The sequence below is a fragment of the Nautilia sp. genome (genome assembly GCF_053994455.1).
In genome coordinates this window covers 1-25,191 of the sequence record NZ_JBMYAU010000077.1, presented here as the reverse complement: position 1 = coordinate 25,191, position 25,191 = coordinate 1, and the positions used below count along the sequence as shown (strand labels likewise).

Below are 25,191 nucleotides of genomic sequence, written 5' to 3'. Positions count from 1 at the left end.
ATCGTCTTCGATTAATAAGATTTTCATTTCGACTCCTTTGTTGGCATACTAATATTAAATTATACAAAGTTTAGTACAAAAATGTTAAAATTCGGTTAAAATAAGTTCAGGTTGTATGCTCATAAAGGATATAAATGGTTTTGGCGATTGAAAGCAGCTGTGACGATACCTCGGTTGCGGTTACGGAAATAAAAACAAAAAAGCTTCTTTTTCATAAAAAAATATCGCAGGAATCGGAACATTCCCTGTACGGCGGGGTTGTGCCGGAGCTTGCAAGCAGGCTTCATGCGAAGGCTCTTCCTAAAATCTTGGAAGAGTGCAAAGAGTTTTTTTCGCGTTTAAAAGCCGTGGCGGTTACGAATGCTCCCGGGCTTTCGGTAACGCTTCAGGAGGGCGTTATGACGGCTAAAGCGTTGAGTATGACATTAAAAATCCCTTTAATAGGCGTAAATCATTTAATAGGCCATATATATTCCCTTTTTATAGAAAAGGAGGAAATAAAACCCCTTACTGTCTTGCTTGTAAGCGGCGGACATACGAAAATTCTTAATTTTAACGGTATTGAAAACGTGTGTGAAATTGCTACAACGCTTGACGACAGTTTCGGTGAAAGTTTTGACAAGGTGGCTAAAATGCTCGGTTTGGGATATCCTGGCGGTCCGGTTATAGAAAAACTCGCGCAAAAAGGAAAAACACTGCTGCCCCTTCCCCTTCCGTTAAGAAATTCGAAAGAGACGGCTTTTAGTTACTCGGGAATAAAAAACGCCGTTCGGCTTGCGGTTGAGAGCGGAAAATATAAACCCGAGGACATAGCCGCCTCTTTTCAGGAAAAAGCGATAGAACATCTCGTTTTTATGTGTAAAAGGGTTTTTAAGAGGCAAAAACCGGTGAATTTCGCGATTGTGGGGGGGGCGAGTGCGAATATGAAACTGAAAGAAGAATTTGAAAAACTCTCAAAAGAGTTCGGTTTCGGGCTTTATTACCCCCGTATGGAATACACGTCGGACAATGCGGCCATGATTGCAAGGGCGGCGCTTGAAATGTATAATAAAGGGCTTTTTACGTCATACAGGGATATAAAAATAATCCCGAGGGTGGAATTTAAGAAGTGCTGAAAAAATAGCTCGTTATTTCTTCTGGTATTTCGTCGAGCTGTTCTTTTTTTAACTCCTCTTTTGCGTATTCGAGATAAACTCCGTTTTTCAGGATTATTTTTATGATGTTTTTGTCAAGTTCGTTGTTTTTGGCCATAAAATACAGAATTTTAAAGATTTCGGACATTTTTTTAGGTTTTTTGTAAGGTCTGTCGGCGGCGCTTAGCGCCTCGAATATGTCCGCCACCGCCATAATTCTCTCTTCAAGCGATAGTTCCTTTGCTTTAAGTCCCCTCGGATATCCTTTTCCGTTTAATTTTTCGTGATGGTTTGCCGCAATGGAAGGCAGTTTTTTAAACTTTTTGGGGAAGTGGAGCTGTTTTAACATTTTAAGGCCTATTGAGGCGTGTTCTTCTATTTTTTTTCTTTCGCGTTCTGTAAGGGTGCCTTTTTTTACGGAGAGGTTTTCAAATTCGTTTTTGTTTATAAGGGGTTCGCCGTTTATTTTTATAAGACACAGTTTTTTTAATGCCGATATTTTTTCATCCGGGACGAATTCTCCGCCTTTGTTCAGTTCCGTTACGAGTCTGAACCCTTCGTTTAGGGTTTTTACAAGTTCTTCATATTCCTCAGGGGCTGTTTTTTTTTCTAAAAGATCTATTTTCCCGTAAGCTTTTGCAAGTTCGAATTTGAATTTTACATAAGGAAGTATGTCGATAAACAGATGAAGTTTGGTCGCTTTGTTCATAACATATTCGGGTGTTGCTATTTTCCCTATGTCGTGGAGCCATCCGGCCGTTTCTATCATTTTAAGCTCTTCTTCGGTGTATGTTTTAATCTTTTCCTTTTCCACGGCTTTGGCTATTTTCAGTGCAAGCTTCGCCACCCTTCTTACGTGACCGCCCGTATATTTGGATTTTTCGTCTATCGCGGTACCGATGGTTTTTATAAGGGAGCTCAGCAGTTTTTCAAAGTCCTCTATAAGTTTGTTTTTGGTCAGTGAGACTGCAGCTATGGAAGAGAGCAGGTATACAAGGTCCTGATCCTTTTTTTCAAAAGGAACTATACTGCCCCCGCTATATTTGTTAATAAGCTGTAAAACGCCGATTATTTCGTTTTTATGGTTTTTCAAAGGTATTACGAGCATGGATTTGGAGCGGTATCCGTTTTTTTTGTCAAAACGTTTTGTTCCTTCAAAATTGAATTTTTCCGTGTCGTAAGCGTCTTTTATGTTTATGATTTCGCCTTTCAGGGCGCACAGTACCGCCACCATTTCGGTATTCGGTTTTTTGTTTATGTAAAGGGGCAGTTTGGGCCAGTTTATGTTTTCATTCATATATAATCTGAGCGTTTCGTTTTGTATGATTTTAAATTCCAAAAACATATCGTCTTCGGTTTTGTAATAAAGGGTTGCGGCGTCGGCGTTTGTTATTTCCCTTGCGTACGTGACTATTTTGTTGAGAATTTTATTTATGTCTTTTTCGGTGTAGAGGTCTTTTATCATTTCAAATATGATTTCGTCCGCGTGTTTCATACAGTATATTCTGTTTTCTTTGAAGGTGAGGTTTTCTTTCGCCTGTATTACGTCAATCCTTGAAAGCTCTTTTACAATTTCGTTTTCGAACTGGGGTTTAATATGGTAAGCGTATATTTTTTCAGGTTTGTATGAAATGTTTTTTATTACGTTTTTAATGTCCCCGGTGCTCATATGTCCGGAAATGTCGGCTATGTTTTGAAGCCTTTCAGGAAACGAAACCTCCAAAAAAACATATTTCGGACGGTAAGTGTTGATTGTTTTTATCAGATTTTCACAATAGGACGTGTCGCCTGATATTAAAAATGTTTTGTCGATTAAAAAACCGAGTGATTCCACCGTGTGGGAGACTCTGAACGGAAATATTTCCTTTTCGTCTATTTTGACGGGGACATCCGGGGTTATGGGAATAAAATATATGGAATTTTTATTTTGTCCGGGTAAAAGGATACTGCTGAATTCTGGCCATACCGAATTGTTGAAAATGTGCTCTTTTACCGCCCGTATCGTAATTTCCGTGGCGTAAATTTTAAGAGGTTTTTTTCTTGTTTCGTATGTGAGGTCTATAAGATAGGGCAGATCCTGGATGTGATCGATATGTGAATGTGAAATAATGACGTTTTCTATATTTTGGGGATTTTCTACGCCGTTGAGGATGTTTCCCGCGTCTATTACCGTGTTTTTCGATATTTGAAAGGAAACCGGGTTTTTATTTTTCGATTTGCTTCCGTAAGCTCCTAAAACTTTAAAAAACATATTAATCCTTATTTTGTTTCGAATTTATGCACTGCGGAAAATTTTTCCGGATGTTTTATAAAAAACATACACCTTTCGATGTATATTTTATATATTTTATCATTTTTTTCAGCGTATAGTTCGGAGAAAATCTTTAGAGCCTTTTCTAAATTTTTTGTTTTATATAAATCAAGGGCTTTTTCGTATTTTTCTATGTTTTCGCAAGGGTTTGCCGTTACTTCGTAAATCGTTACGGGTCTGTTTTTCCCTTTTACTAAAACCGTATCGATTTCCCTGGTGTTGAAATGTTTTTTAAGAAGTTTTTTCGTATATTCCGAAATAAGTATATGCGTTCCGTAGTATTTGTTTAGCCCTTCGAGTCTGCTGGCAAGGTTTACGCTGTCTCCTATAACCGTGTAATCGGATCTGCCCTCGCTGCCCATTTCCCCTATTGTGGTCATTCCGGTGTTTATTCCTATTCCTATGTCTATATTGACTCCGAAGGCGCGTTTTATTTTTTTATTCAGTTTTTTTAGCAGGTTTATGTGTTCTATTGCACATTCGACCGCCATATCCGCGTGGTTTTCGCATTCGTTCGGGGCGTTCCAGTATGCCATTACGGCGTCTCCTATGAATTTGTCGATTGTCCCCTTGTATTTAATTATCAGGTTGCTTACGGGCGTAAAATAGCTGTTAAGCATTTTTATCAGTTTTATGGGATCCGATATTTTTTCGGAAATGGTGGTAAATCCCCTTATGTCACTGAAATATACGGTAATTTCCCTCTCTTTGGGGGCAAGTATGTCTCCGGGGTTTTTTAAAAGCTCCTCCATAACCTTAGGCGATACTTTCTTTGCAAAGGCCCTTTTTATAAGGAGTGTTTTTTTATGTTCGAACATATAATTCACCGTTATAAGTACCAAAGCGGTTAGAGCGCTCAGGATTGCAGGATACACCGTGTTTAAAATAACGTGTTTGTTGAAAAAAAGATAATAATCCAGATAGTATGTTCCTCCTATTAATGCCATTACAGCTAAAAAGGCGTACAGTGCGGAAAACCTGTATATAACGAACGCCGTCAGGGAGGAAAGTAAAAACATTATAAACAGGTCTATCAGTTCTTCGTTCTGAGGGGCGTGGATGATGTCGTTTTGCAAAAGGTTGTCCAGAATGGTCGCATGTATTTCCACTCCGGGATATGCGCTTTCAAAAGGTGTGGCCCTCAAGTCGAACAGGCCGGCTGAGGTTGTTCCTATTATTATAAATCTGCCGGAAACTTTGTTTTTGTCGAATCTGTTGTCATATACGTCTTTGGCGGAGAGATATGCGTATTTGCCTTTTTTCCCTCTGTAATTAATAAACAGTCTTCCGAACCTGTCGGTGGGAACGGTTAAATTTTTATCGAGTGTAACGGATTTTATTCCGTTGGGTGTGTAATTGACGGTGATTTTTGAGACGCCTATTGCAAGACGGAACATTTCAAAAGCGAGGGACGGATAAAAATCGTCTTTGTATTTTATAATAAGAGGGATATATCTCACTGCGCCGTCACTGTCGGGAATCATATTTACAAAACCGCTGCTGTAGGCGCTGTTTTGGAGTACCGTAATATTGGCAAGATAACCTTTTGCGACGGGAAGAAATTCTTTTGTGAAGTTTTTCTGTATAAAAACGGCGGGAATGTTCGGAAGAGTGTTTTTGGTTATGTTTTTTTCAAAATCAAACATTATACCTAAAACGGAAGGGGAGTTTTTTAAAGCGTCGGCCATTATCATGTCGTTGATTTCCCCTTTTGCGTCCGGCTCCGCAAAAAAGATGTCGTAACCTATTATTCCCGCGTTTGCGGCCGTTAAGTTGCGTACAATTCTTGCAATGATTCTTCTATTCCACGGCCACTGCCCGAATGCCGAAAGCGATTTTTCGTCTATGTTTACTATTGTAATCATTTCGGACGGTTTTACATCGCCCCTTAACGTAAAAAACGAATCTTTTATTTTTTTGTCTATTATTTCCGGCAGAGGCGGGTTTTTCAGATATACGACGGAAAAAACACTCAGCAACAGCAGCACCGCGCCCAAAAAAAAGTGATATTTTTTCATTTAATTTCTCTTTATAATAAAATTATAGTATAATTAATAATAGTTTAACATAAAAGGAGCCTAAATTGAAATTTCTGGTTTTGTTTTTGATAATTATCAACATATACGGGTTTGAAGCGGTTGAATTATATAATAAAGGGGATTATAAAAAAGCGGAAAAACTTTTTTCGGAATATGCCGGACGGTACGATTCGGACGTGGCAAGGGCGTATCTGGCGAAGACTTATTACAAAGAAGGCAAATATTCCCTCGCGGAAGAGCTGATTAAAAGGCTTCTTAAAAAAGAGATACCCGAAACGGTAAAAGAGGAATTAAAAGGCTATTTGAAAAGAATAGAAGGTGTTAAATACATTAAAGCCGAAATAGCGGCGGGGCTTTTATACGATTCGAATCTTAATTATGCGAAAAAAAAGGAATCTTCTTTGGTGGATATGGCTCATATCGAAGAAGCGTTGATAAAAGGGTACTATTTTAAAAACAACCTGGAATCATCCGTGGATGTAAAAGTGCAAAACAGGGGATATTTTACACATCCCGAATATAACTATATTTATGCCGACGCAAATGCTTATGCCGATTATCACGCTTTTGTAAATACGAAACTTTCTTTGGGCGGAGAGTTTAAAACAAACGGAGGAGAGTCCGTATACAAAGGGGAGCTGTTTTTTTATAAAAAAATGGGTTCGTATTATGCCGGACCTTTCCTTTCGGCCAGGTATTACAGGAATGATGTAAAAACCAAAAGCCTCGGAGGGGGGCTAAGAGCCGGCTTGAAGACAAGGGATTTTGAAACCGAGGTGGCTTTATACGCCTTTTACGGCGATTCGGACGGCGGCTCTTACGACGGCAACGAATATAAATTCGACATAAAAAGTAGGTGGCATTTTTCGGAGGTGTTTTTATTTTTACATTATTATTACGACGTTACGGTTTTTAACGCCTACAGGCTTAATATGCATTATGTCGATTTTTCGTTCAACAAACAAGAAAGCAGACATATATATTTTTCTATAGGTGTTGTAAACTACTATTCTCTTTGTGATGATTCGGGTGAGGAGCTTAGGAAATATGAAGTTTATTCCAAATTTATCTACATGTTTTAAGGAGAAAAAATGAGATTTTTAATAATACTGCTCGGATTTTATCTGTATGCGTCGATAGGGTATGTAAAAGATGTCAGAGGCAAGGCGGAGATTTTAAAAAACGGCAAAATTTTCAGTCTAAAGATTAAAACGGATATAAATGTAGACGATACCGTTTTTACGGGGGAAAATGGAAAGGTTAAAATGGTTTTTAAAGACGATACCATTGTAACGATAGGAAAAAACTCCGTATTTAAAGTCAGGGAATATGTGTACGGGAAAAAGCCGAAGGCGAGATTCGGATTTTTAAAAGGGACTTTTGTAAGCGTTACCGGTAAAATAGGGAAAATAGCCCCTGAACGGTTTAAATTGGAAACAAAAAACGCTTCAATAGGAATAAGGGGTACCACCGTATTCGGTTCGATTTATTACGGAGGGGATGTAATAGGGTGCAGCAGCGGTGTTATAGAAGTGACAAAAGGCTCTAAAAGGGCGGTGGTTAAAAGCGGGGAAATGTTGGGGGTTTTCGGCAATACTGTCACTAAGCCTTTTAAGGTTCCGGTAAATTACGCTAAAGCCGTTGCGGAAAATCTCGGACTCAGTAAAAAAGAGGAACGGATGTTTTTAGGCGGTGTTTTGAACGAATATTACAAAGCGCGGGAAAATTTAAAACAAAACAAAAAGACGCTTTCGTGGAAGAATTATAAAACCGAAAAAATAGAAGAACCGGAAAACAGAACATTCGAACCTATCAATTTCGATAACGGGGTTTTTTACGAGTATATGAAGTATAGATAAAAAAGCAGATTATAATCTGCTTTCGTATCTTCTGAGCATCCAAAGTTTTCTGAGGATTTTTTTACGAGTCGCAATTTTTTCTTTTTTGCGTCTTTCGCTCGGCGGCTCGTAGAATCTTCTTTTTCTAAGTTCTACAACTATAAGGTTTCTGTCAACCTGTCTTTTGAACTTTCTGTAAGCAGATTCGAAATCTTCGCCCTGATGTACTACGATTCCTGGCACTGCTCTCACCACCTTTCGTTTTTTTTTGTAAACGGAATAATACCAAAATTTTGTTAAAATTGGAAATTGTTTAAATCTTTTATTTCCTTTAAAGGGGTAAAAATGAAATTTTTGAAAATATTGGTTTTAGCGGTTGTTTTTTGGGGGTGTGGCACAAACGCCACCGCCAAAGGCGGCGGAGGTATAATTTTGCCGGCTTATTTTTATAACCAGGAGATCTGGGATGAGGTTATAAACGCCCCGGGCGAAACCGGTTTTTTGGTAATCGTCAATCCCGACAGCGGTCCAGGTTTAAGGGAAGATCCGCATTACACTTCGATAATCGGCGCCCTGAAAGAAAGCGGTAAAAAACCCGTCGGATACGTTTACACCAAATGGGGGGAGAGGGAACTGAACGAAACAAAAGCCGATATCGATAAATGGATAAAATTTTACCCTTTGATACAAGGCTTTTTTATAGACGAGGCGGCGAGCGGTGCTGATAAAATTTCTTATTATGAAACGCTTTACGAATATATAAAATCCAAAGGCGATTATTTTATAGTTTTAAACCCGGGAACGCGATGCGATTCTTTATACTACAACATCGCCGACACTATAGTGGTGTATGAAGGCGAGGTGGGCTCTTTTAACCCCGCGGTATGTTCGGATAACCCTGAAAAAGACTCCGTAATTATATACGGGGCGGATGAGGATGAAATGAAAAAAGTTATAAACGCCGGGTGCGGGTATTTTTATGTGACGGATGACGACGGTTCCAACCCGTACGATTCCCTTCCGGGATATTTTTATGAAGAAATTGAAGAATTAAAATGATATAATTCCAATTAAAAAGGTTCTGTATGGGCAAATATATTTTTGTAACGGGCGGGGTATTGAGTTCTCTCGGAAAAGGTATCACATCCGCATCCATTGCGGCTTTATTGCAGCACAGCGGGTTTAAGGTTTCCATGGTCAAAATAGATCCTTACATAAACGTTGATCCGGGTACGATGTCCCCTTTTGAACACGGGGAGGTGTTCGTGACCGAAGACGGTGCGGAAACGGATCTCGATATAGGAAATTACGAGAGGTTTTTAAACAAAAACCTCGGCAAAAAAAACAATTTTACAACGGGACAGATATATTTAAGCGTTATAGAAAAAGAAAGAAGAGGGGATTATCTCGGAAAAACGGTTCAGATCATCCCGCATATTACAGACGAAATTAAAAGAAGAATAAAAAAGGTGGCCGAAGAGGTTGACATAGTCGTTGTGGAGCTCGGAGGGACGGTCGGCGATATAGAGGGGCTTCCGTTTCTCGAAGCGGTGAGACAGCTTAAACACGAGGTCGGAAAAACAAACGCAATGTTTGTTCATGTCACCCTGATACCTTATATTAAAGCGGCGGGCGAGCTTAAGACAAAACCGACCCAACACAGCGTCCAGGAGCTGAGGCGTATAGGAATAACGCCTCATATGCTCGTATGCAGGACCGAAAAACCGCTGCCTAAATTTTTAAAAGAAAAATTGGCGGACAGCTGCGATATAGAAAGGGATGCGGTTATAGAAGCCGTTGACGCACCGACCGTTTATCAGGTTCCTTTAAACTTTTTAAATCAGGATATTTTGGCCCCCATTGCGAAACAGCTTGATTTAGGAGAACTCCATCCTGATATGAGCGAATGGAATTTTATCGTAAAAAAAATCATCTCCCCCCAAAAAAAGGTTAAAATCGCTTTTGTGGGAAAATATCTCAAACTTAAGGAATCTTACAAATCTCTGATTGAGGCTCTTATACACAGCGGGGCGCATCTTGATATGAAGGTGGAGATAGATTGGATAGACAGTGAAGATCTTGAAAAGTCGGAAGACGAAAAATTGGACGAAATATTCGCCGAGGTAAGCGGAATTCTCGTAGCGGGGGGATTCGGGGAAAGAGGAATCGAAGGCAAATTAAAAGCCATAAAATACGCCCGCGAAAATAAAATACCTTATCTCGGGATATGTCTCGGAATGCAGCTTGCGGTAATAGAATTCGCCAGAAACGTATTAGGGCTCGAATATGCAAATTCCCAGGAGTTTGATCCGGACACCCCCGAACCGGTGGTTTATCTTATAGACGAATTTATCGACGCCAGCGGACAGAAACAGCTCAGAACCCATAAATCCCCTCTCGGCGGCACTATGAGACTCGGGGGGTATGAGTGTTTTATAAAAAAGGGTACGAAACTTTACGATGCCTATAAATCCGAAAGCGTTATTGAAAGACACAGACACAGGTATGAGGTGAACGGGGCGTATGAAGAGAGGCTTGCGTCAAACGGTATGATAGTAAGCGGCAAAAGCGTGGAGGGGCTTGTAGAAGCGGTTGAGCTTAAAGAGCACCCGTGGTTTGTTGCGGTTCAGTTTCATCCGGAATTTACGAATAAATTAAAATCCCCTAACAAGGTTATTATGTCGTTTGTGGAAAACGCCTACAAATGTCAAAGAAGCTGCTGATTAATGCTTACGAAAGCAAAAATAAAAGAGATTCTTTCAAACAGAATAGAGGAGTTAAGCTCTTCGAACCTTCCCCACTTTTCACTGCTCAGGGATATTGACAGGGCCGCCGAAAGAATTGTAAAAGCCGTTAGAAACGGTGAAAAAATAGTCGTTGTCGGCGATTATGACGCCGACGGTGTGGGAAGCAGTGCCGTAATGAAACTTTTTTTCAAAAAGGCCGGAATCGATGTCGACATTGTTATTCCCGACAGGTTTACGGAAGGGTACGGGCTCGGGTTGAAACTGCTTGAGAGGATAAAAGCCGATTTGATAATTACCGTGGACAACGGAATTACAAGTTTTGAAGCCGCTGAAGAGTGTAAAAAAAGAGGGATTGATCTGATAATTACGGATCACCATACACCGTTAATAAATAAAGAATCGATAAACGGTAAAAAAAACAATGCTGAATTTAAACTGCCGGAAGCTTTAGCAATTGTCAATCCGAAAATATCGCCGGATTTTCCGTTTAAGGAAATATGCGGGGCAGAGGTTGCCTGGTATCTGTGCGCCGCACTGAAGGCCGAAATGAAAATAAACGTCGATTTGAGGGAATTTACCGATATCGTCTCTATTTCCGTCATCGCCGATGTTATGCCTCTTACGCATATGAACAGAACCGTTGTGAATATGGGGCTTAAAAGGCTCAATAAGGGCGTAAGGCCTTTTTCGGCGGCTTTAAAAAAGTTTTTTAATAAGGAGTTTAAAAGCGAAGATATAGCTTTTCAGATAGCTCCGAGAATAAATGCGGCGGGAAGAATGGAACATGCCGACAGGGCTTACAGGTTTTTAATATCCGAGGACGAAAATGAAGCCTACGGGCTTTTGATGGAGCTTGACAGACTTAACAGTTTAAGAAAGGAAACGGAAAAAGCCGCCGTTGAGGAAATAGAAAACCCCGAGGGGGATTTTATAGTAATTAAGGGAAACTACCATGAAGGGGTGGTCGGTATAATAGCCAGCAGGCTTGTATATAAGTTTAAAAAGCCGGCAATAGTTTTGTCTGAAAATAACGGTGTTTTAAAAGGAAGCGGCAGGAGTCTCGGAAACATAGACATATTCGGACTTGTCAGCGAATGCGGGGAATTTCTCGAAGGTTTCGGCGGGCACAAAATGGCCTGCGGACTTTCATTAAAAAATGAGATGTTCGAAACGTTTAAAAAAGCGTTAAACGAAAAGATTGCCAAATATTCGAAAGAGGATTTTTTTATTGAGGATTACGTATTAGGGGAACTGCCTTTTAGCGAAATAGATATTGAGCTTCTCGATATATTAAAAAGTTTCGAACCGTTTGGGGAGGGGAATCCCAAGCCGAAATTCGTCTCCCGCGCAAAGGTGGAAAACGTTCAAAACCTTAAAGACAATCATTTTAAACTGATTCTCTCTCAGGACGATATATTACTGCCTGCCGTGCTTTTCAGGTATGACGGTGAATTTGAAGAGTATATAAATTTTAAGTTCACCGTTTCGGAAAACGCTTATTACGGCAGAAGCGTTCAGCTCATAATTGAGGAGATTTTATGAAGCATTCCGTTTTTAAAACGTTAAACGATAAGGAGTTGGAGGAGATTTTGCCTTATTTTGAAAGGGTTTTTGTGAAAAAAGGCGAAGTCATAGTAAAAGAGGGTGAGTATTCGGATAAGGCTTTTCTGCTGGAAAAAGGGGAGGTTTCCGTTATTAAGGAGACCGTTTACAGGGACGATTATATCATAACGGACATAAAAGCCGGGGGAGACGAATTTTTCGGCGAGGTTAATTTGATAGACAGAGGTTTTGTAACATCCACCGTAAAGACCAAGACGGATTGTGAAATACTTCGGATTTCGCACAACGATTTTATAAATATGATGGATGAAAAACCGCTTATCGCAATAAAACTTCTGTGGGTTGTAACGTATGACATAAGCAGGCATTTGAGAAAGGCCGACAACGATGTGATAACCCTGTTTAACGCGTTTGTGGAAGTGGTTGAGAACGACTGATACCGTGCCTGTGTAAAAAGGGGTCATGTTGAAAGAGGTAGTCACGAAAGACGGTTCCGTTACGTTAAAAAGCGACAAATATGAAGAATGTTACCATTCGAGCGAGGGGGCTTATACGGAGAGTCTTTATAAGCATGTGAAACCGGGCTATTTTGTTGCCGAAAAATTCGGATTTTACGGCGGTGAGATAAGAATACTCGATATCTGTTTCGGACTTGGTTATAACACCCTTACCGCTGTTTTACATAAACCCGAAGGAGTAAAGTTAAAAATTTTTTCACCTGAACTTGATACGGAACTTGTAAAAAAACTTAAATATTTTAAATATCCTGAAAATTTTAAAGGGTTAAGAGATATTATAAACTCGCTTAGCGAAAATTTTTATTATAAAAACGGTAAGGTTGAAATAGAAATATATCCGGGCGATGCAAGGGAATATATAAAAAAACTTAACAATATACACATAGTGTATCAGGACGCCTTTTCCCCTAAAGTTAACAGGGAACTGTGGACTTACGGATATTTTAAAAATATAACAGAAATTTTACATAAATCGGGTGTAATAACCACTTACAGCGTGGCCACTCCCGTTAGGTGCGCCTTTTATAAGCTCGGAATGAATATCTATACCCATCCTTATGATATAATAAGAAAAGGAACCGTAGCCTCGTATGAGGAAATTGATTTGCCCGAGGTTGATTTTAAAGAAAAGCTTAAAAGAGTGAAATGCCGTACGTTTTAAAGGAAGAGAATGAGAATAATCGGTTTTGCATTTTTGATTTTAATCTTTGCAAACGCGCAGGAGTTAATAGAACCGATTCCTCAAAATATAAAATACGATCGGCAAAAGGCCGAGCTTGGCAAAATGCTTTTTTTTGACACTTCTTTTTCAAAAGACGGCAGAGTAAGCTGTGCGAGCTGCCATTCCTCCGATGAAGGATGGGCGGACAGGAGAAAAGTTTCAAAGGGCGTTTACGGAAAAAAAGGAGATGTGCAGTCCCCTACGGTGCTAAACGCCGTATTTAATTTCAGGCAGTTTTGGAACGGAAGGGCCAAGGATTTGAAAGAGCAGATAGAAGGTCCTATAAACAATCCCAATGAAATGGGGTTTAATGTGGAAAAAGTAACAAAGATAATTAATTTTTCGCCTAAATATAAAAAAATGTTCGAAAAAGTGTACGGTAAGAAAAAGTACACTTTTGACGATTTCGCCGATGCCATTGCCGAATTTGAAAAAGCTCTGATAACGCCTGAGTGCAAGTTTGATCTTTATCTGAGGGGAAAGGCGCCGCTCAGCGGTGAAGAGGAGAAAGGTTACATACTTTTTAAAAAATACGGTTGCGTAACATGCCATAACGGCATAAATATAGGAGGAAACTCTTTTCAGAAAATAGGGGTGATTTTTCCGGTAAAAGACTGCAGGGACGACAGGTTTCAAATAACACACAACCCTATTGACAAATGTGTTTACAAAGTGCCGACCCTAAGAAACATAGCCCTGACGGCTCCTTATTTTCACAGTGGAATCACATATGAACTTTATGAAGCCGTTCAAATTATGGCGTATCACAATCTCGGATTTAAGCTTCCTAAAAAAGATGCGAAAAGCATTGTGGCGTTTTTAAAAACGCTTACCGGAAAAAAACCGGCCATTATGAAAGAGAAAAATGATAAAAAAAGCGAACGTTAAGATATCTTTAATTATTATTGCGGGTGTTATTCTTGTAATACTGTTGTACAGGTTCAACACATACACACAGTATTATTTTTTAGAAAACAATAAAATCCAAAAACAGTTTAACAACATAAAAAACAGCGAACTGCAGCTGAGGTATAACGTTTTAATGACGAGCGTATATATGTATACGAATAACGATTTTATAAACGATTCCATAAAAGAACTTTTGAATTCTTTAAACGCTCTTCTTTCCAACGGATATTACAAAAGCCAGTATCCGTCCCTTTATAAAGAGACTGTCGAATACAAAAAACTGGTTTTAAAGAAAATTGACAAGGTTTACGAATTTCAGACGTTAAACGCCCCCATAAAAAACTCCATTATGTATCTTGCAAGTCTGCTTGAAGAGCTTCCTAAAATAAGCGGAAGAAAAATGAGAGACAAAACGGCGAAAGAATCGTTTAAAAAAAACAACTATTATGCACAGAAAATGATTAAAGTGATTTCTTCGGTTTTTCTTGCGAAAAGCAGCCTTGATAATGATTTTATAAAAAACCTTGATTTTGAGTTTTTTAAAAACTACAAAACCGACAGCAGGGAGTTTAACGAGTTTAACAAGGTTTTTGTTGCCAACCTTGAGGTTTTTGTAAAATACTTTAACAAATATATAGATGTTTTAAAATATATCAACGATAAAAAAGCTGAAAATTTTTTGGAGCAAATACACGAAGAGCATCTGAATAAAATAAACGGCAAAATAGTGATTATAAAAGTCGTTTCGTTTTCTTTGATGATATTCGTACTGATGAGCGTAGTTACGGTCGTCGTTCTTTTAATCAGGCTTCAGAAAGATTATGAAAAACTCAAAAAACTCAATAAAGAGCTTCACGAAACCTATATCACCGATAAACTTACGGGGCTTTTTAACCGAAACAAATTTGATATGGACGTAAAACTTATGAAAAAACCGGTACTGGTTCTTATCAATATAGACAGGTTTAAACACATAAACGATTATTACGGTATTAAAACAGGAGATGGTGTTTTGAAAAAAACGGCGGAGGTGTTGAAAAAAACAGTTCCTAATATCGGGGCAAACATATACAGACTCGGAGCCGACGATTTCGGAATAGTGTACGAATATGAAAAATATCCCAAAGTGAAATCCCTTGCCAAAAGAATAATAAGGCATTTCGACGAGCATGAAATGGAAATAAATAAAATAAAGTTTCATATTTCCGTAAGTATCGGTATAAGTCTGAAAAAACCTCTGCTGGAAAATGCGGATATAGCCCTTAAATATATTAAAAAATCGTTCAGAAAACGGGTTATGGTTTATGAAGACGACATGAACGCCAAAACCGAAATAAAACAGAACATTGAAAGAAGTAAAATACTGTATCAAGCCATAAAGGAAAACAGGATAGAACCTTATTTTCAGCCTATTGTGGATACTCAAAGCGGTAAAACGAAAAAATATGAGGTTCTTGCCAGAATAGTCCATAAAAACGGCAAGGTTGAATCGATATACGAATATCTTCAAATAGCCAAAGACAACAAACTATACGCAGACATTACCAGAATTATGCTTAAAAAAACATACGAAAGGGTTGCAAATAAGGAGGTGGAGTTTAATTTGAACATTTCGATAGAGGATATTCTCGATATTTCAATAATAAGATATATGTATCATTTGTATCTTAAAAACAGAAATCTTTCAAAAAGGGTCACCTTTGAAATTCTTGAAAGCGAAGCCATCCGTGATTATGAGGAAATCAAAAGATTCCTTCAGAGGATAAAATATTACGGTGCGGGTGTGGCTATAGACGATTTCGGAAGCGGATATTCTAATTTTGAACATCTGATGAACCTCAACGTGGATTATATAAAAATTGACGGTTCGCTTATAAGACAGCTCGAATATAACAACAACGCTTATAAAATAGTAAAAGTTATTTCTGATTTTGCAAAAGAAATAGGCGTAAAAACGGTTGCCGAATTCGTATCGAACGAAAAAATTTATAAAAAGGTAAAAGAATTAGGAATAGATTTGTCGCAGGGATTTTATTTTTCAGAACCTTTGCCAAGCTGTATTACATAAATTTTACAGAAATATTGAAAATTTTACATAAATTTTACAAATTTAATAAAAAATTAATATTTTTGTTTTATAATTTTACTCCCCCCCCCTTTTTCATCCTTTCTCCTTTTTAGATTATTCTAAAAAGAGATATTGACGAAATGGTCGATTTGGTCTTTGACGATGACAGCATCGATACAGAAGGCTGAATCGATTCCGTTTTGTTTAAGATAAACCTCAGCCGAACGTATTATTCTTTTTAACTTTGCGGGTGTTATATTGAAAACCGGTTCGAACGTTTTACCGCTTTTTACCTCAACAAAATGAAAAACATCGTCTTTAAAGGCTATTATGTCTATTTCACCGAATTTAGTGTAAAAATTTCTTTTTACTATTTTATACCCTTTATTTTTTAAATATTCACACGCCTTTTCTTCGGCAAAAGAGCCCTTTTTACGTGTATTCATTGAAAATCTTTATGTGGGAAGCGGGAATTTTTGCTATTTTTCCGTCTTTTATGTAAACGACGTTTATCTCGAGTATGAATATTTTTCTGTTTTCTTTATAAATTTCCTGGAGTATGCATACTTTTATTTTCGTGTAATTTAGTATTTTCGTTTTTATTTCTATAACGTCTCCGAGTTTAGCGGGCGCTATGTATTTTGCTTTTAAATCGGTTACGACGTATCCTTCGTTCTGAAAAAAAATATTGTTTTGAAAAAAAATTTCGCTTCTTGCCTGTTCGCAGAATTTTATGTATTCCGCATGATATACGATTCCTCCGGCGTCTGTCGAGTCATAGTAGATTCTTTTTTTCATTATAAATCCTTTCAATGATATAATTCTATCAAAAAGGTTTTAATTGTATGACGTGATTATATTAGGCGCCGGTGCGGCCGGACTGTTTCTGGCGGATTTTTTAAAAGGAAAAAACGTACTGATAATCGAACACAATAATGAAATAGGTGCGAAAATTAAAATAAGCGGTGGCGGAAAGTGCAATATCACGAATAAAAAGGTAAGCTTTGAAAATTATTATCCGAAGAGCGAATTTGTAAAAAAAGCACTGCAAAAAGCGGGCAGTAAAGAGCTTTTAAAATGGATAAAAAACAAGGGGCTTAAAGTTTACGAATTGAAAGAAGGGCAGTATTTTTTTAAATCCTCACTCGAAATTTTAAGGGTTTTAAAACCGGAATGCGAGGTTATGTTAAATACTGAAATTTTGGACGTGAAAGAAGGGTTTGAGATTATCACCGACAGGGGCGTTTACAAATCCGAAAATGTTGTGGTGGCGCTTGGCGGCAGGAGTTTTAAAAAACTGGGAGCTACTGAAAAAGGGTATGAAATAGCCGAAAAATTCGGACATAAGATAACGCCTTTAAAACCGGCGCTGGTCGGGTTTACCGTTCAGCCTTCGGAAAACTGGTTTAAAAAACTAAGCGGCGTTTCTTTTAAAGCCTCAGTGTTGGTAAACGGTAGGAGGTTTACACAAAACATCCTTTTTTCCCACAGGGGAATTACCGGTCCGGCGGTTTTAAACGCTTCGCTTTACTGGGAAAAGGGCAGGATAACAATAGATTTTTTAGTGGGCACAAAAATTGACAAACTGTTAAAAAACAGGCACAAGCAGATAGTTTCCCAGATTCCTTTGCCCAAAGCCTTTGTTAAGGAGTTTTTGCGTGCCGCGGGTATCGAGGATAAAAAAGTTATGTTTTTAAAAAAAGAAGAGATAAAAAAATTAAAGCGCCTTGAAAATTACGAATTTGCTCCGGCAGGTACATTCGGTTTTGAAAGGGCGGAGGTTACGAAGGGCGGGATATGCACATCCGAGATAAGCGAATATATGGAATCCGAAAAAATAAAAGGGCTTTATTTTATCGGTGAAGTTCTGGATGTGACGGGAGAACTCGGGGGATATAATTTTCAGTGGGCATTCAGCAGCGCTTATTCGGCTTTTTCGGGTTTGAGTTTGTAATGTTCGAGTTTTAAGGTCAGATCTATGTTTTCTTTGTTTTTAATAAAATCGATGGGAAAATATATTCTCAGGACCGCTTTGTATTTTTTAAGGGAATCTGTCAGGTCGTAAAAGTTTTTAGGGGTTTTTATTTTGGCTTTCATTATATATGTTGTTTTTATAAAACTGTTTTGATAAACGGTGGAATTTATTTCTTTCACGGAAGATATGCTCATATATTTTGATGCGAACATTTTAAAGTTTTCCGGGTTGAAATCCCTTCGGAGTGCGGCTAAGATTTTTTTGTTGGTGTTTTTCAGCGTTTTCAGTTCTTTAAGTTTTTCCTTGTACTCTTTTTCGGTTGTTTCAAATGAATATTTAGTTTCGTAATATTCTTTTTTCAGTTTTTTAAACGAATGGATTGCCGGGGATATGACAAACGCTATCGTCAGCAGGGTAAGGATGATAAACAGTACGAAAAAAAGAAAGTTTTTAATTACGTCTATGCCGTATATTTTTATTTTCGGTATTTTGATTTTAAACGTTTTCATTTCTGTTCTTTCAGATAGTTTTCGGATTTGAATTTGTACCATCCGTTTTTCATTTGGTAAAAATATGTTTTGGTAACTGTAAAAATCGATTCGAGGGGAGGGAGCATAAGCATATTGTATATTTCTTTGGTCGGGGTTATACCGTAAATTACGAGTCTGTTTTTATCGAAATATATGCTGTTTAACGTAATTGGATCCGGTATAAGGTCAAGGAGGTTTTTTATGCTGTCTTTCATTAGCGAATTTTTTACCATAATGTCTTCGTATAATGTTTTTTGTTTGTATATAAAATGTTTTTCCTCGTTTATTTTGGCAAGGTTTCTTTTTAGCGTAATTATTTCGGAGTTTAAATTATTTATCTCCCTGCTGTAAAGAAGTGTTTTTATTTCGAGAAAAAGTGCGAAAAACAGATACAGTGCGATTGATATTCCTATAAACACCAGCCAAAGTTTCGTATCTTCTTTTAATAAAGGTTTTTCTTCCGGTGTCGTAAAGCTATACATTTTTCCTGCTTATATCGTTTATTGTTTTTAATATGTCCGTTTCTTGGATGACGCTTTGGATAAAAAGCTCGTCGTTTATAATGTCCGTAATGTTTTTTTCCAGACCTATGGTATCAAAAATAAAAATTTTTTCAACAAAATCCCCTCCGCCGTCGTAATATTCTTTTAAAGAAGATTTGATATGCTCGGTTATTTTGTATTCTACATTTATGTTTTCTATGTTTTCACCGGTGTCGATAAGCTCTTCTATATTGTCTATGTCTTCGTCAAGACTTTCGTCAAAATCCTCTATTATGTCCATATCGCTTATGTCTTCTATCTCCTCGTCGTTTTCCGTTTCTTCCTCCGTTACGAAAATATCCGAGTACAGCGGTTTGCCGTCTTTGTATATCAGCACGAAGGAAAATTCTTTTAACACAAGAATGTACAGGGAGTTGTTTTTCAATGACGAATTGAAATCTATTATCGCAAAAGCGGGGTAGATAAAATCAGTAAAAGGCATTGTTTTTTTGATTTCCATTAACTCGTAAAGCGTTGTGTAAAAGGAGTATTTGTTGTTTATGCATACGGATTTTATATTTTCCGTTTCTATTCCGTGCTGTTTGTATATCTGTTTGCCGCATCCCGGCACAGCACCCTGGTTAGGCGACAAAAGAACGGTGGAGACGTATGTCTGGGGATTGTCCTGTATTACGGACGAAATATATTTTTTAAGAAGGTTTATATTGTCGAATTCTTTTTTTTCTTTAAAAATAATTTCGTTTTTTTTGTATTGCTCGTTTAATATTTTAAATATTTCTTCTTCCCGGTACACCGCTATGAAATTGGGTTTGAAAAGGAGGTTTTTTAAGAACATAGCGGGTGGGCCTTCATATAATTTTCAAGTTTCAGACTGTTGCTGAGTTTTGTATAAATCTGTGTGGTGGAGATAAATTCATGTCCGAGCAGTTCGCTTACGTCGTTTATTCTCGCCCCGTTTTGTAGCATATACGTGGCGAATGAGTGTCTTAACTGATGGGGTGTCGCGTGAATACCGTGTTTTTTAAACGCTTTTTGTATCAGGCGTCTTATTCTGTCGGCTCCTAAAGGTTTTGCGTTTTTTTCGAAAAGATATTCTTTTTTAGGGTTTGTTTTTAAGTAATTTTTTATGAATTCCCTGAGTTTGGGATGAAGCGGAAGGATTCTCGTTTTGGAGCCTTTTCCCCTTATTTCTATCCATTCCCCTTTTATGTCCGAAAGTTTTATCCCCGCGGCTTCGCTGATTCTCAAACCTAATGAAAATACCGTTATAACGGCTAAATATTCATCCATTGTCGCGGAACGGAGGGCCTTTTTTATCTGTTCCATACCAAGAGGCTTAGGGAGGGTTTTCGGAACTTTTATATGCTCGTCGCCGTTTATTTTGAATTTAAACCCTTCCGTTTCTAAAAATTCGAAAAAGCTTCTTAAAGCGGAAATTTTTTTCGCTATCGTTTTTTTGTTTAAATGTGCGATGTGCATACGGTAAGGGGTGATGTCTATTGTGTTATCTTCTATTTCCATAAAATCGAAAGCTTCATACAATACCGTTTTATAGGTTTTATAGGTGTTGGGGGATTTCGTTTTTTTAACAAAGCCGAGAAATTTGTTAATTTCTTTTTGCAAAAACTTTTTCATAAATCACTTTTGCCTTTTCGTATTCTTTTTTAGCCCGGATTTTAAGGTTGTCGCTTATTAAAAGGGACGGTTTTAAATTTTTATATTCGTCAAGCAGAATCTCCAGCATTATTTTGACTTTCTGCCGTTCTTTGTCGCTAAGGTTTTTTTTGTTCGCAATATATTCTATTTCCTTAAAATACCTGTCGGCGTCTTTTAAAAAACCGACCCATTCCTTTGCAATCCGGGACTGTGTGTAAACAGTAAAAGCCATTCTGTTGTACGGATCCAAAATATAGGCCTCTTTTGCTTTTACAAAGGCTTTGTCGTATTCTCCGTTTTCAAAATAATACCTTGCTTCTAAAGAAAGCCGGTAAGAATCGTTTAACATAAAATAAAGCACAAATCCTAAAATAATTATACCAAGAAAAAAAAGTAATTTTTTTATATTATTTCCCCTTTTAAAGTATGTTTGCTGGCTTCGGTTATTTTAACATCGACAATTTTACCTAAGTATTTATCCCCCCTCTCCGTTTTGACGGTGAAAAAGTTATCGCTTTTGCCGCTTCCCGGTTCGTCTATCAACACTTTGTAAGTTTTTCCTATCTGCTGTTTTGCAATTTCGTCAAGTATTTCCCCGTGTCTTTTTTGAAGCCTGTAAAGTCTCTCTTTTGCTGTCTGTTTATCCACCTGGTTCGGCATTTGGGCCGCTTCGGTAAGTGGTCTCGGAGAATATACGAAACTGAAAATCTGTTCGAATCTCACTTTTTCCAACACATCCATTGTTTCTGCGAAATCCCTCTCGCTCTCACCCGGAAATCCTACGATAATATCGGTTGTAATGCTCACATCGGGGATTTGGCGGATAATTCCGCATCTGTTTAAAAACCACTCTTTGGTATATCCCCTTCTCATAGCCTTGAGAATTTCAGTGCTGCCGCTTTGGAGGGGAAAGTGTATATGCTTGCAAATTTTCGGATTGTTTGCAAATTCGTCTAAAAACCTGTCGTCGGCATGCAGGGGGTGGGGGGAAGTGAATCTGATTCTTTCAATCCCTTCGATTTTGCTCACTTCTCTTAAAAGGTCCGTAAAATCCGCTTTCGGATGAGAAACGCTGAATCTTTTGCCGTAGTTGTTTACGTTCTGTCCGAGGAGGGTTATTTCCTTTACGCCTTCTTCTGCTAATTTTTCAACCTGCTTTAATATAAGATCCATAGGTATCGAAAGTTCTTTTCCCCTTGTTTTAGGCACTATGCAGAATGAACATTTTTTGTCGCATCCCACCATTATGTTGACGAAATCCTTATAGGGGTTTTTTCTGGTGTTTTTAAAAACATATGAGGTGTCGTCGTAATCAATATCCGTGATAACGGCTTTAGGGGTATTAAGAGCCTCTTTTATGCGGCTTACGTTTCTCGCCCCGAGTACAAAACTTACATAAGGGGCTCTTTTTATAATCTCTTTGCCCATGTGGGAGGCGGTGCATCCGCACACGCCGAATTTGGCATCAGGGTTTTTCTTTTTGAGCGCGCCGAGCTCGGAAAAAAGTTTTTGAACCGGTTTTTCCCTGACCGAACAGGTGTTTAGGAGTATAAGTTCGGCTTCTTCGGGGTTTTGAGTGGTTACGTATTCATCCGAGAGTTCGGCTATGATGTGTTCGGAGTCTTTTACGTTCATCTGACAGCCGAACGTTTCGATATAAAGTTTTTTCAACTTTTTTGTCCCTTTTTGTTTTTTAATCATATAATGTGGAGTTCGTACATATAAGAATTTTCGTCGAGTCCGTATTTAACTTCCCTGAAATATACGGAATAACCGTCCGCTTCAAGTTTGTCTATCAGATCTTTAAGGTCTTTGTAGGAAGTTTCTTTATGAAAATAAAAAAAAGAGTTAGGTTTGATTTCCTTTAAAAACTCCTCATAACTTTTTTCCACGATGTTATTATCGGTACTGATAAGTTTTAACGTCATCTTAATCCTTTTATTATTAATTTATCAAAAATTTTTGTAAAATTATATCTAAAAAAAAGTGGGTAGTATGTAGTGAGTGGTAAGTAGTTTTTATTATATTTTTTAACTGCTTGCTACCCACCGCCCACTACTTAACTGTAAAAAAGGAAAAGCGTGGAAAAAGTATTGGATTTATTGTCTTTAGTGGCTAATGAAAAGGGTCTTGATTTTGAAGAGGTGAAGGAGGCTTTTAAACGTTCAGTAATAAAAACCGCCAGAAAAGTGTTGGGGGATATAGATCTTGAAGTGGATATAGAAAACGGGGAGCTTAAAATTTATCAGATTTTCGAAGTGAGAAACGACGATACGGCGTTGGAGGAACCTGAAAAATATTTTTACTTGGACGAAGCGAGGGAATTTGACCCGAACGCTCAAATAGGAGACAAACTTAAGGTGGAACTTGAGCTCTCCAAACTCGGCAGAAGCGGAGCCATGGCTCTTCAAAGGGAATTTGAAAGGGAAATTACGAGACTTCTTGAAAATGAAATATACAGAAAACTCATATCAAAGCTCAATACGATTGTAAGCGGGGAAGTCGTAAAAGTGGACGGTGAGGAAAACACATGGGTTGAACTTGAAGGTGTAAAAGGCGTACTGCCTATGAGAAACAGAATCAAAGGCGAAAAATTTGAAGTGGGCGATGTTTTGAAGGCTCTTTTGAAATATGTGCATTTTGACACGAACAGGGGAATTACCATAGAGCTTAGCCGAACGAATCCGAAATTTTTGGAAAAACTAATCGAATCCGCGGTTCCGGAAGTGAGAGACGGTATTATTAAGATACATACGAGCGCGAGAATTCCGGGAGTCAGGAGCAAAGTGGCCGTAAGTTCTTTAAATCCTAAAGTGGAACCGATAGGAACGATTATAGGTAAAAACGGGGTTAGGATAAATTCCGTTTCAAACGAGCTTAACGGGGAGAATATAGACGTAATCGAATATTCCCCTAAACCGGAAATTTTTATAGCGCGTGCCCTTTCCCCGGCCATTGTCAAAAACGTAAAGGTGGACGAGGACAAAGCGCTTGCGGTTGTGGAGGTGGATCCGGATCAAAAAGCGAAGGCTATAGGTAAAAACGGTATAAACATTACACTTGCGGGTATGCTTACGAAATATAAAATTGAACTTAAAGACGCCGAAGAAAAAACGAAAGATACGAGCAAACTGGAAAATTTATTTAAAATATAAGGAAGTGAATGCGTTATTTTTACGTCTCTTTTATAATCGCCCTGATAGGGCTCGGGTTATCTTTTTTTATAGGGGGTTTCGGAGCGGTTTATATTACCGCCGTGCTTGCCGTTTTGGAAATTTCCCTTTCTTTTGACAATGCGGTTGTAAACGCGAAAATTTTAAAAGAGATGGACGAAATATGGGAAAAGAGGTTTTTGACATGGGGTATGGTTATAGCCGTTTTCGGAATGAGGTTTGTTTTTCCCATTCTTATTGTGGCTGCTGCGGCAAGCAAGGGAATTACCGAAACATTGAATATTGCCTTGTATCATCCGCAGCAGTATCATGAGATGCTTTTGCAAAGTGAAAAACTGATTTATGCGTTCGGGGGCGCTTTTTTGTGGCTTGTGTTTACCGATTTTTTATTTGAGCACAAGGAAGTCAGATGGATAAAACCGGTTGAAAGGTATGCCGAAAAAATCGGAAAGGTAAACAACATATCTTTAATTGTGGCAACGGTGATAGGCATTATTATAATGTACGATTCAAAATCTTACGAAATAGGAATGGCGTATCTTTTGGGAATGCTTACGTATTCCCTTCTTAACGGTATAAACGAGGCGTTTGCCCTCGAAGGGGCGAAAAACGGGCTGATGGGGTTTTTGTATCTTGAAATGCTTGATGCGAGTTTCAGTTTTGACGGAGTAATAGGGGCTTTTGCAATTACGGGCGATATTTTTATTATTATGATAGGTCTCGGAATAGGGGCGATGTTTGTAAGAAGTCTGACTATTTGGATGGTGGAAAAAGGTGTTTTAAACGAATACAAATACCTTGAACACGGGGCTCATTACGCAATAGGCGTTCTTGCCGTAATAATGCTTTTAAAGATTTTTATGCATGTTGGGGAAATTATGACGGGAACTATAGGCTTAGGACTGCTGGCCGTGGCATTTTTACATTCCAAATATGAAAAATGAAAAAAGCGTTTACATTAATAGAAATTATATTCGTTATAGTGATAATTGGGTTGCTTTCATCGTTTGTTTTGCCCAGGCTTTTAAATTTAAAGGCGCACAGCGTTATAGAAAGCATATCTTACACTCTTACGACCGGTACGGATCAGGCGCTCGAGGCGGCGGCGAATTATATATATCTTGAAAACAACACTTCGTTTAAACTCCGGGATATCCTTAAAATAAACGAACAGCAGCTTGTACCGGGACTTAAATGGAATTATACGACAAACGGTTCATACAACAAAGACGGCACCTATTCGCTTAGGGATGAAACCTATGCATCCCCGCAGGTAGTATTGAGAATTACACTTGATAAAGATAACAGGCTGATTAAGTTCAGAATTAATTGTAAAAATCTTAGAGTTTCGACACATGGAAAACTAAGAGAACTTTGTATTAAAAAATGGGGTGATGAGGATATTCAAGAGGAGATAAGTTTTTAAATGATTTTTATTTCTTCTTCGAGCGTTATGCCGAATGTTTCATAGACCCTTTTTTTTGCTTCATTGATTAAAAAAACCATA

26 protein-coding genes are annotated in these 25,191 nt (G+C 38.1%); 14 read left to right on the top strand and 12 right to left on the bottom strand.

Annotation, left to right across the window (positions count from 1 at the left end; genetic code table 11):
• The first annotated feature begins 134 nt into the window (after positions 1-134).
• Positions 135-1,115 (top strand): tRNA (adenosine(37)-N6)-threonylcarbamoyltransferase complex transferase subunit TsaD, encoded by a 981-nt coding sequence (tsaD, locus tag ACXJIE_RS05820; protein ID WP_456480026.1) that lies wholly within the window; start codon positions 135-137, stop codon positions 1,113-1,115.
• Here tsaD and ACXJIE_RS05815 read toward each other — a convergent pair.
• The gene (locus ACXJIE_RS05815) at positions 1,102-3,384 is read right to left on the bottom strand and encodes an HD domain-containing phosphohydrolase (RefSeq protein WP_456480025.1); all 2,283 of its coding nucleotides are present in this window, start codon (positions 3,382-3,384) and stop codon (positions 1,102-1,104) included. The two genes, tsaD and ACXJIE_RS05815, sit on opposite strands and share 14 nt — an antisense overlap.
• 8 nt (positions 3,385-3,392) lie before the next feature.
• On the bottom strand, positions 3,393-5,462 hold the full coding sequence (locus tag ACXJIE_RS05810) for a CHASE2 domain-containing protein (protein ID WP_456480024.1): 2,070 nt from the start codon (positions 5,460-5,462) through the stop codon (positions 3,393-3,395).
• Between the two features lie 65 nt (positions 5,463-5,527).
• Between ACXJIE_RS05810 and ACXJIE_RS05805 the strand changes: the two genes are divergently transcribed.
• Both ACXJIE_RS05805 and ACXJIE_RS05800 read left to right on the top strand, forming a co-directional pair.
• Positions 5,528-6,565, top strand: a complete 1,038-nt coding sequence (locus tag ACXJIE_RS05805; protein ID WP_456480023.1) for a tetratricopeptide repeat protein — start codon at positions 5,528-5,530, stop codon at positions 6,563-6,565.
• Positions 6,566-6,574: 9 nt separating this feature from the next.
• On the top strand, positions 6,575-7,342 hold the full coding sequence (locus tag ACXJIE_RS05800; protein WP_456480022.1) for a FecR family protein: 768 nt from the start codon (positions 6,575-6,577) through the stop codon (positions 7,340-7,342).
• A gap of 9 nt (positions 7,343-7,351) precedes the next feature.
• Here ACXJIE_RS05800 and rpsU read toward each other — a convergent pair whose 3' ends face one another.
• Entirely contained in the window at positions 7,352-7,564 is a 213-nt protein-coding gene (gene rpsU / locus ACXJIE_RS05795) for a 30S ribosomal protein S21 (RefSeq protein WP_012663671.1), read from the bottom strand.
• A gap of 102 nt (positions 7,565-7,666) precedes the next feature.
• On the opposite strand from rpsU, the gene ACXJIE_RS05790 reads away from it, so the two are divergent.
• Genes ACXJIE_RS05790 through ACXJIE_RS05760 form a run of 7 tightly spaced genes read left to right on the top strand, consistent with a single transcriptional unit; the run spans position 7,667 to position 15,847 of the window.
• Positions 7,667-8,380, top strand: coding sequence for a spherulation-specific family 4 protein (locus ACXJIE_RS05790; RefSeq protein WP_456480021.1), 714 nt, complete (start codon positions 7,667-7,669; stop codon positions 8,378-8,380).
• Positions 8,381-8,406: 26 nt separating this feature from the next.
• Entirely contained in the window at positions 8,407-10,044 is a 1,638-nt protein-coding gene (gene pyrG / locus ACXJIE_RS05785) for a glutamine hydrolyzing CTP synthase (RefSeq protein WP_456480020.1), read from the top strand.
• Positions 10,045-10,047: 3 nt separating this feature from the next.
• Positions 10,048-11,610 (top strand): single-stranded-DNA-specific exonuclease RecJ, encoded by a 1,563-nt coding sequence (recJ, locus tag ACXJIE_RS05780; RefSeq protein WP_456480019.1) that lies wholly within the window; start codon positions 10,048-10,050, stop codon positions 11,608-11,610.
• Positions 11,607-12,068 carry a Crp/Fnr family transcriptional regulator gene (locus ACXJIE_RS05775; RefSeq protein ID WP_456480018.1) on the top strand — a complete coding sequence of 154 codons (462 nt, stop codon included), beginning with the start codon at positions 11,607-11,609 and terminating at the stop codon, positions 12,066-12,068. The genes recJ and ACXJIE_RS05775 overlap by 4 nt, the downstream gene beginning before the upstream one ends.
• Positions 12,069-12,093: 25 nt before the next feature.
• The gene (locus ACXJIE_RS05770) at positions 12,094-12,810 is read left to right on the top strand and encodes a tRNA (5-methylaminomethyl-2-thiouridine)(34)-methyltransferase MnmD (RefSeq protein ID WP_456480017.1); all 717 of its coding nucleotides are present in this window, start codon (positions 12,094-12,096) and stop codon (positions 12,808-12,810) included.
• 9 nt (positions 12,811-12,819) lie between these two features.
• Positions 12,820-13,758, top strand: coding sequence for a cytochrome-c peroxidase (locus ACXJIE_RS05765; RefSeq protein ID WP_456480016.1), 939 nt, complete (start codon positions 12,820-12,822; stop codon positions 13,756-13,758).
• On the top strand, positions 13,736-15,847 hold the full coding sequence (locus ACXJIE_RS05760) for an EAL domain-containing protein (RefSeq protein ID WP_456480015.1): 2,112 nt from the start codon (positions 13,736-13,738) through the stop codon (positions 15,845-15,847). Before ACXJIE_RS05765 ends, ACXJIE_RS05760 begins: the two co-directional genes overlap by 23 nt.
• Positions 15,848-15,966: 119 nt before the next feature.
• Here ACXJIE_RS05760 and ACXJIE_RS05755 read toward each other — a convergent pair whose 3' ends face one another.
• Together ACXJIE_RS05755 and ACXJIE_RS05750 are read right to left on the bottom strand one after the other, a co-directional pair.
• Positions 15,967-16,293: a YraN family protein gene (locus ACXJIE_RS05755; protein WP_456480014.1), complete on the bottom strand. Its 327-nt coding sequence runs from the start codon at positions 16,291-16,293 to the stop codon at positions 15,967-15,969.
• The gene (locus ACXJIE_RS05750; RefSeq protein WP_456480013.1) at positions 16,280-16,645 is read right to left on the bottom strand and encodes an acyl-CoA thioesterase; all 366 of its coding nucleotides are present in this window, start codon (positions 16,643-16,645) and stop codon (positions 16,280-16,282) included. The genes ACXJIE_RS05755 and ACXJIE_RS05750 overlap by 14 nt, the downstream gene beginning before the upstream one ends.
• Positions 16,646-16,697: 52 nt before the next feature.
• Here ACXJIE_RS05750 and ACXJIE_RS05745 point away from each other — a divergent pair, with 52 nt between their 5' ends.
• Positions 16,698-17,801 carry a BaiN/RdsA family NAD(P)/FAD-dependent oxidoreductase gene (locus ACXJIE_RS05745; protein ID WP_456480027.1) on the top strand — a complete coding sequence of 368 codons (1,104 nt, stop codon included), beginning with the start codon at positions 16,698-16,700 and terminating at the stop codon, positions 17,799-17,801.
• Here ACXJIE_RS05745 and ACXJIE_RS05740 read toward each other — a convergent pair.
• Genes ACXJIE_RS05740 through ACXJIE_RS05710 form a run of 7 tightly spaced genes read right to left on the bottom strand, consistent with a single transcriptional unit; the run spans position 17,771 to position 22,439 of the window.
• Positions 17,771-18,331 carry a hypothetical protein gene (locus ACXJIE_RS05740; protein ID WP_456480012.1) on the bottom strand — a complete coding sequence of 187 codons (561 nt, stop codon included), beginning with the start codon at positions 18,329-18,331 and terminating at the stop codon, positions 17,771-17,773. The two genes, ACXJIE_RS05745 and ACXJIE_RS05740, sit on opposite strands and share 31 nt — an antisense overlap.
• Positions 18,328-18,834, bottom strand: a complete 507-nt coding sequence (locus tag ACXJIE_RS05735; protein WP_456480011.1) for a PilN family protein — start codon at positions 18,832-18,834, stop codon at positions 18,328-18,330. Before ACXJIE_RS05735 ends, ACXJIE_RS05740 begins: the two co-directional genes overlap by 4 nt.
• On the bottom strand, positions 18,827-19,690 hold the full coding sequence (locus ACXJIE_RS05730) for a DUF8569 domain-containing protein (RefSeq protein WP_456480010.1): 864 nt from the start codon (positions 19,688-19,690) through the stop codon (positions 18,827-18,829). The genes ACXJIE_RS05735 and ACXJIE_RS05730 overlap by 8 nt, the downstream gene beginning before the upstream one ends.
• Positions 19,681-20,490 carry a tyrosine-type recombinase/integrase gene (locus ACXJIE_RS05725; protein ID WP_456480009.1) on the bottom strand — a complete coding sequence of 270 codons (810 nt, stop codon included), beginning with the start codon at positions 20,488-20,490 and terminating at the stop codon, positions 19,681-19,683. Before ACXJIE_RS05725 ends, ACXJIE_RS05730 begins: the two co-directional genes overlap by 10 nt.
• Entirely contained in the window at positions 20,462-20,860 is a 399-nt protein-coding gene (locus tag ACXJIE_RS05720; protein ID WP_456480008.1) for a hypothetical protein, read from the bottom strand. The genes ACXJIE_RS05725 and ACXJIE_RS05720 overlap by 29 nt, the downstream gene beginning before the upstream one ends.
• A gap of 53 nt (positions 20,861-20,913) precedes the next feature.
• Positions 20,914-22,212 carry a tRNA (N6-isopentenyl adenosine(37)-C2)-methylthiotransferase MiaB gene (gene miaB, locus ACXJIE_RS05715; RefSeq protein WP_456480007.1) on the bottom strand — a complete coding sequence of 433 codons (1,299 nt, stop codon included), beginning with the start codon at positions 22,210-22,212 and terminating at the stop codon, positions 20,914-20,916.
• Entirely contained in the window at positions 22,209-22,439 is a 231-nt protein-coding gene (locus ACXJIE_RS05710) for an HP0268 family nuclease (protein ID WP_456480006.1), read from the bottom strand. Before ACXJIE_RS05710 ends, miaB begins: the two co-directional genes overlap by 4 nt.
• 153 nt (positions 22,440-22,592) lie before the next feature.
• Between ACXJIE_RS05710 and nusA the strand changes: the two genes are divergently transcribed.
• From nusA to ACXJIE_RS05695, 3 genes are read left to right on the top strand one after another with little or no spacing between them, the layout of a single operon-like run.
• Entirely contained in the window at positions 22,593-23,666 is a 1,074-nt protein-coding gene (gene nusA, locus ACXJIE_RS05705; protein WP_456480005.1) for a transcription termination factor NusA, read from the top strand.
• An 8-nt stretch (positions 23,667-23,674) separates the two neighbouring features.
• Entirely contained in the window at positions 23,675-24,628 is a 954-nt protein-coding gene (locus tag ACXJIE_RS05700; protein ID WP_456480004.1) for a DUF475 domain-containing protein, read from the top strand.
• A complete protein-coding gene (locus ACXJIE_RS05695) occupies positions 24,625-25,110 on the top strand; it encodes a prepilin-type N-terminal cleavage/methylation domain-containing protein (protein ID WP_456480003.1) in 486 nt (161 codons plus the stop codon). Before ACXJIE_RS05700 ends, ACXJIE_RS05695 begins: the two co-directional genes overlap by 4 nt.
• The last annotated feature ends 81 nt before the right edge of the window (positions 25,111-25,191 follow it).

What these genes read in the sequence shown, in the direction of transcription:
- ACXJIE_RS05800 (WP_456480022.1), top strand. Translation starts at nt 6,575, where the DNA reads ATGAGATTTTTAATAATACTGCTCGGATTTTATCTGTATGCGTCGATA.
- ACXJIE_RS05755 (WP_456480014.1), bottom strand. Translation starts at nt 16,293, where the DNA reads ATGAATACACGTAAAAAGGGCTCTTTTGCCGAAGAAAAGGCGTGTGAA.
- ACXJIE_RS05790 (WP_456480021.1), top strand. Translation starts at nt 7,667, where the DNA reads ATGAAATTTTTGAAAATATTGGTTTTAGCGGTTGTTTTTTGGGGGTGT.
- ACXJIE_RS05775 (WP_456480018.1), top strand. Translation starts at nt 11,607, where the DNA reads ATGAAGCATTCCGTTTTTAAAACGTTAAACGATAAGGAGTTGGAGGAG.
- ACXJIE_RS05760 (WP_456480015.1), top strand. Translation starts at nt 13,736, where the DNA reads ATGATAAAAAAAGCGAACGTTAAGATATCTTTAATTATTATTGCGGGT.
- ACXJIE_RS05730 (WP_456480010.1), bottom strand. Translation starts at nt 19,690, where the DNA reads ATGTTCTTAAAAAACCTCCTTTTCAAACCCAATTTCATAGCGGTGTAC.
- ACXJIE_RS05710 (WP_456480006.1), bottom strand. Translation starts at nt 22,439, where the DNA reads ATGACGTTAAAACTTATCAGTACCGATAATAACATCGTGGAAAAAAGT.
- miaB (WP_456480007.1), bottom strand. Translation starts at nt 22,212, where the DNA reads ATGATTAAAAAACAAAAAGGGACAAAAAAGTTGAAAAAACTTTATATC.
- ACXJIE_RS05725 (WP_456480009.1), bottom strand. Translation starts at nt 20,490, where the DNA reads ATGAAAAAGTTTTTGCAAAAAGAAATTAACAAATTTCTCGGCTTTGTT.
- ACXJIE_RS05815 (WP_456480025.1), bottom strand. Translation starts at nt 3,384, where the DNA reads ATGTTTTTTAAAGTTTTAGGAGCTTACGGAAGCAAATCGAAAAATAAA.
- ACXJIE_RS05735 (WP_456480011.1), bottom strand. Translation starts at nt 18,834, where the DNA reads ATGTATAGCTTTACGACACCGGAAGAAAAACCTTTATTAAAAGAAGAT.
- ACXJIE_RS05750 (WP_456480013.1), bottom strand. Translation starts at nt 16,645, where the DNA reads ATGAAAAAAAGAATCTACTATGACTCGACAGACGCCGGAGGAATCGTA.
- pyrG (WP_456480020.1), top strand. Translation starts at nt 8,407, where the DNA reads ATGGGCAAATATATTTTTGTAACGGGCGGGGTATTGAGTTCTCTCGGA.
- recJ (WP_456480019.1), top strand. Translation starts at nt 10,048, where the DNA reads ATGCTTACGAAAGCAAAAATAAAAGAGATTCTTTCAAACAGAATAGAG.
- ACXJIE_RS05765 (WP_456480016.1), top strand. Translation starts at nt 12,820, where the DNA reads ATGAGAATAATCGGTTTTGCATTTTTGATTTTAATCTTTGCAAACGCG.
- ACXJIE_RS05695 (WP_456480003.1), top strand. Translation starts at nt 24,625, where the DNA reads ATGAAAAAAGCGTTTACATTAATAGAAATTATATTCGTTATAGTGATA.
- ACXJIE_RS05700 (WP_456480004.1), top strand. Translation starts at nt 23,675, where the DNA reads ATGCGTTATTTTTACGTCTCTTTTATAATCGCCCTGATAGGGCTCGGG.
- tsaD (WP_456480026.1), top strand. Translation starts at nt 135, where the DNA reads ATGGTTTTGGCGATTGAAAGCAGCTGTGACGATACCTCGGTTGCGGTT.
- ACXJIE_RS05720 (WP_456480008.1), bottom strand. Translation starts at nt 20,860, where the DNA reads ATGTTAAACGATTCTTACCGGCTTTCTTTAGAAGCAAGGTATTATTTT.
- ACXJIE_RS05740 (WP_456480012.1), bottom strand. Translation starts at nt 18,331, where the DNA reads ATGAAAACGTTTAAAATCAAAATACCGAAAATAAAAATATACGGCATA.
- ACXJIE_RS05770 (WP_456480017.1), top strand. Translation starts at nt 12,094, where the DNA reads ATGTTGAAAGAGGTAGTCACGAAAGACGGTTCCGTTACGTTAAAAAGC.
- ACXJIE_RS05810 (WP_456480024.1), bottom strand. Translation starts at nt 5,462, where the DNA reads ATGAAAAAATATCACTTTTTTTTGGGCGCGGTGCTGCTGTTGCTGAGT.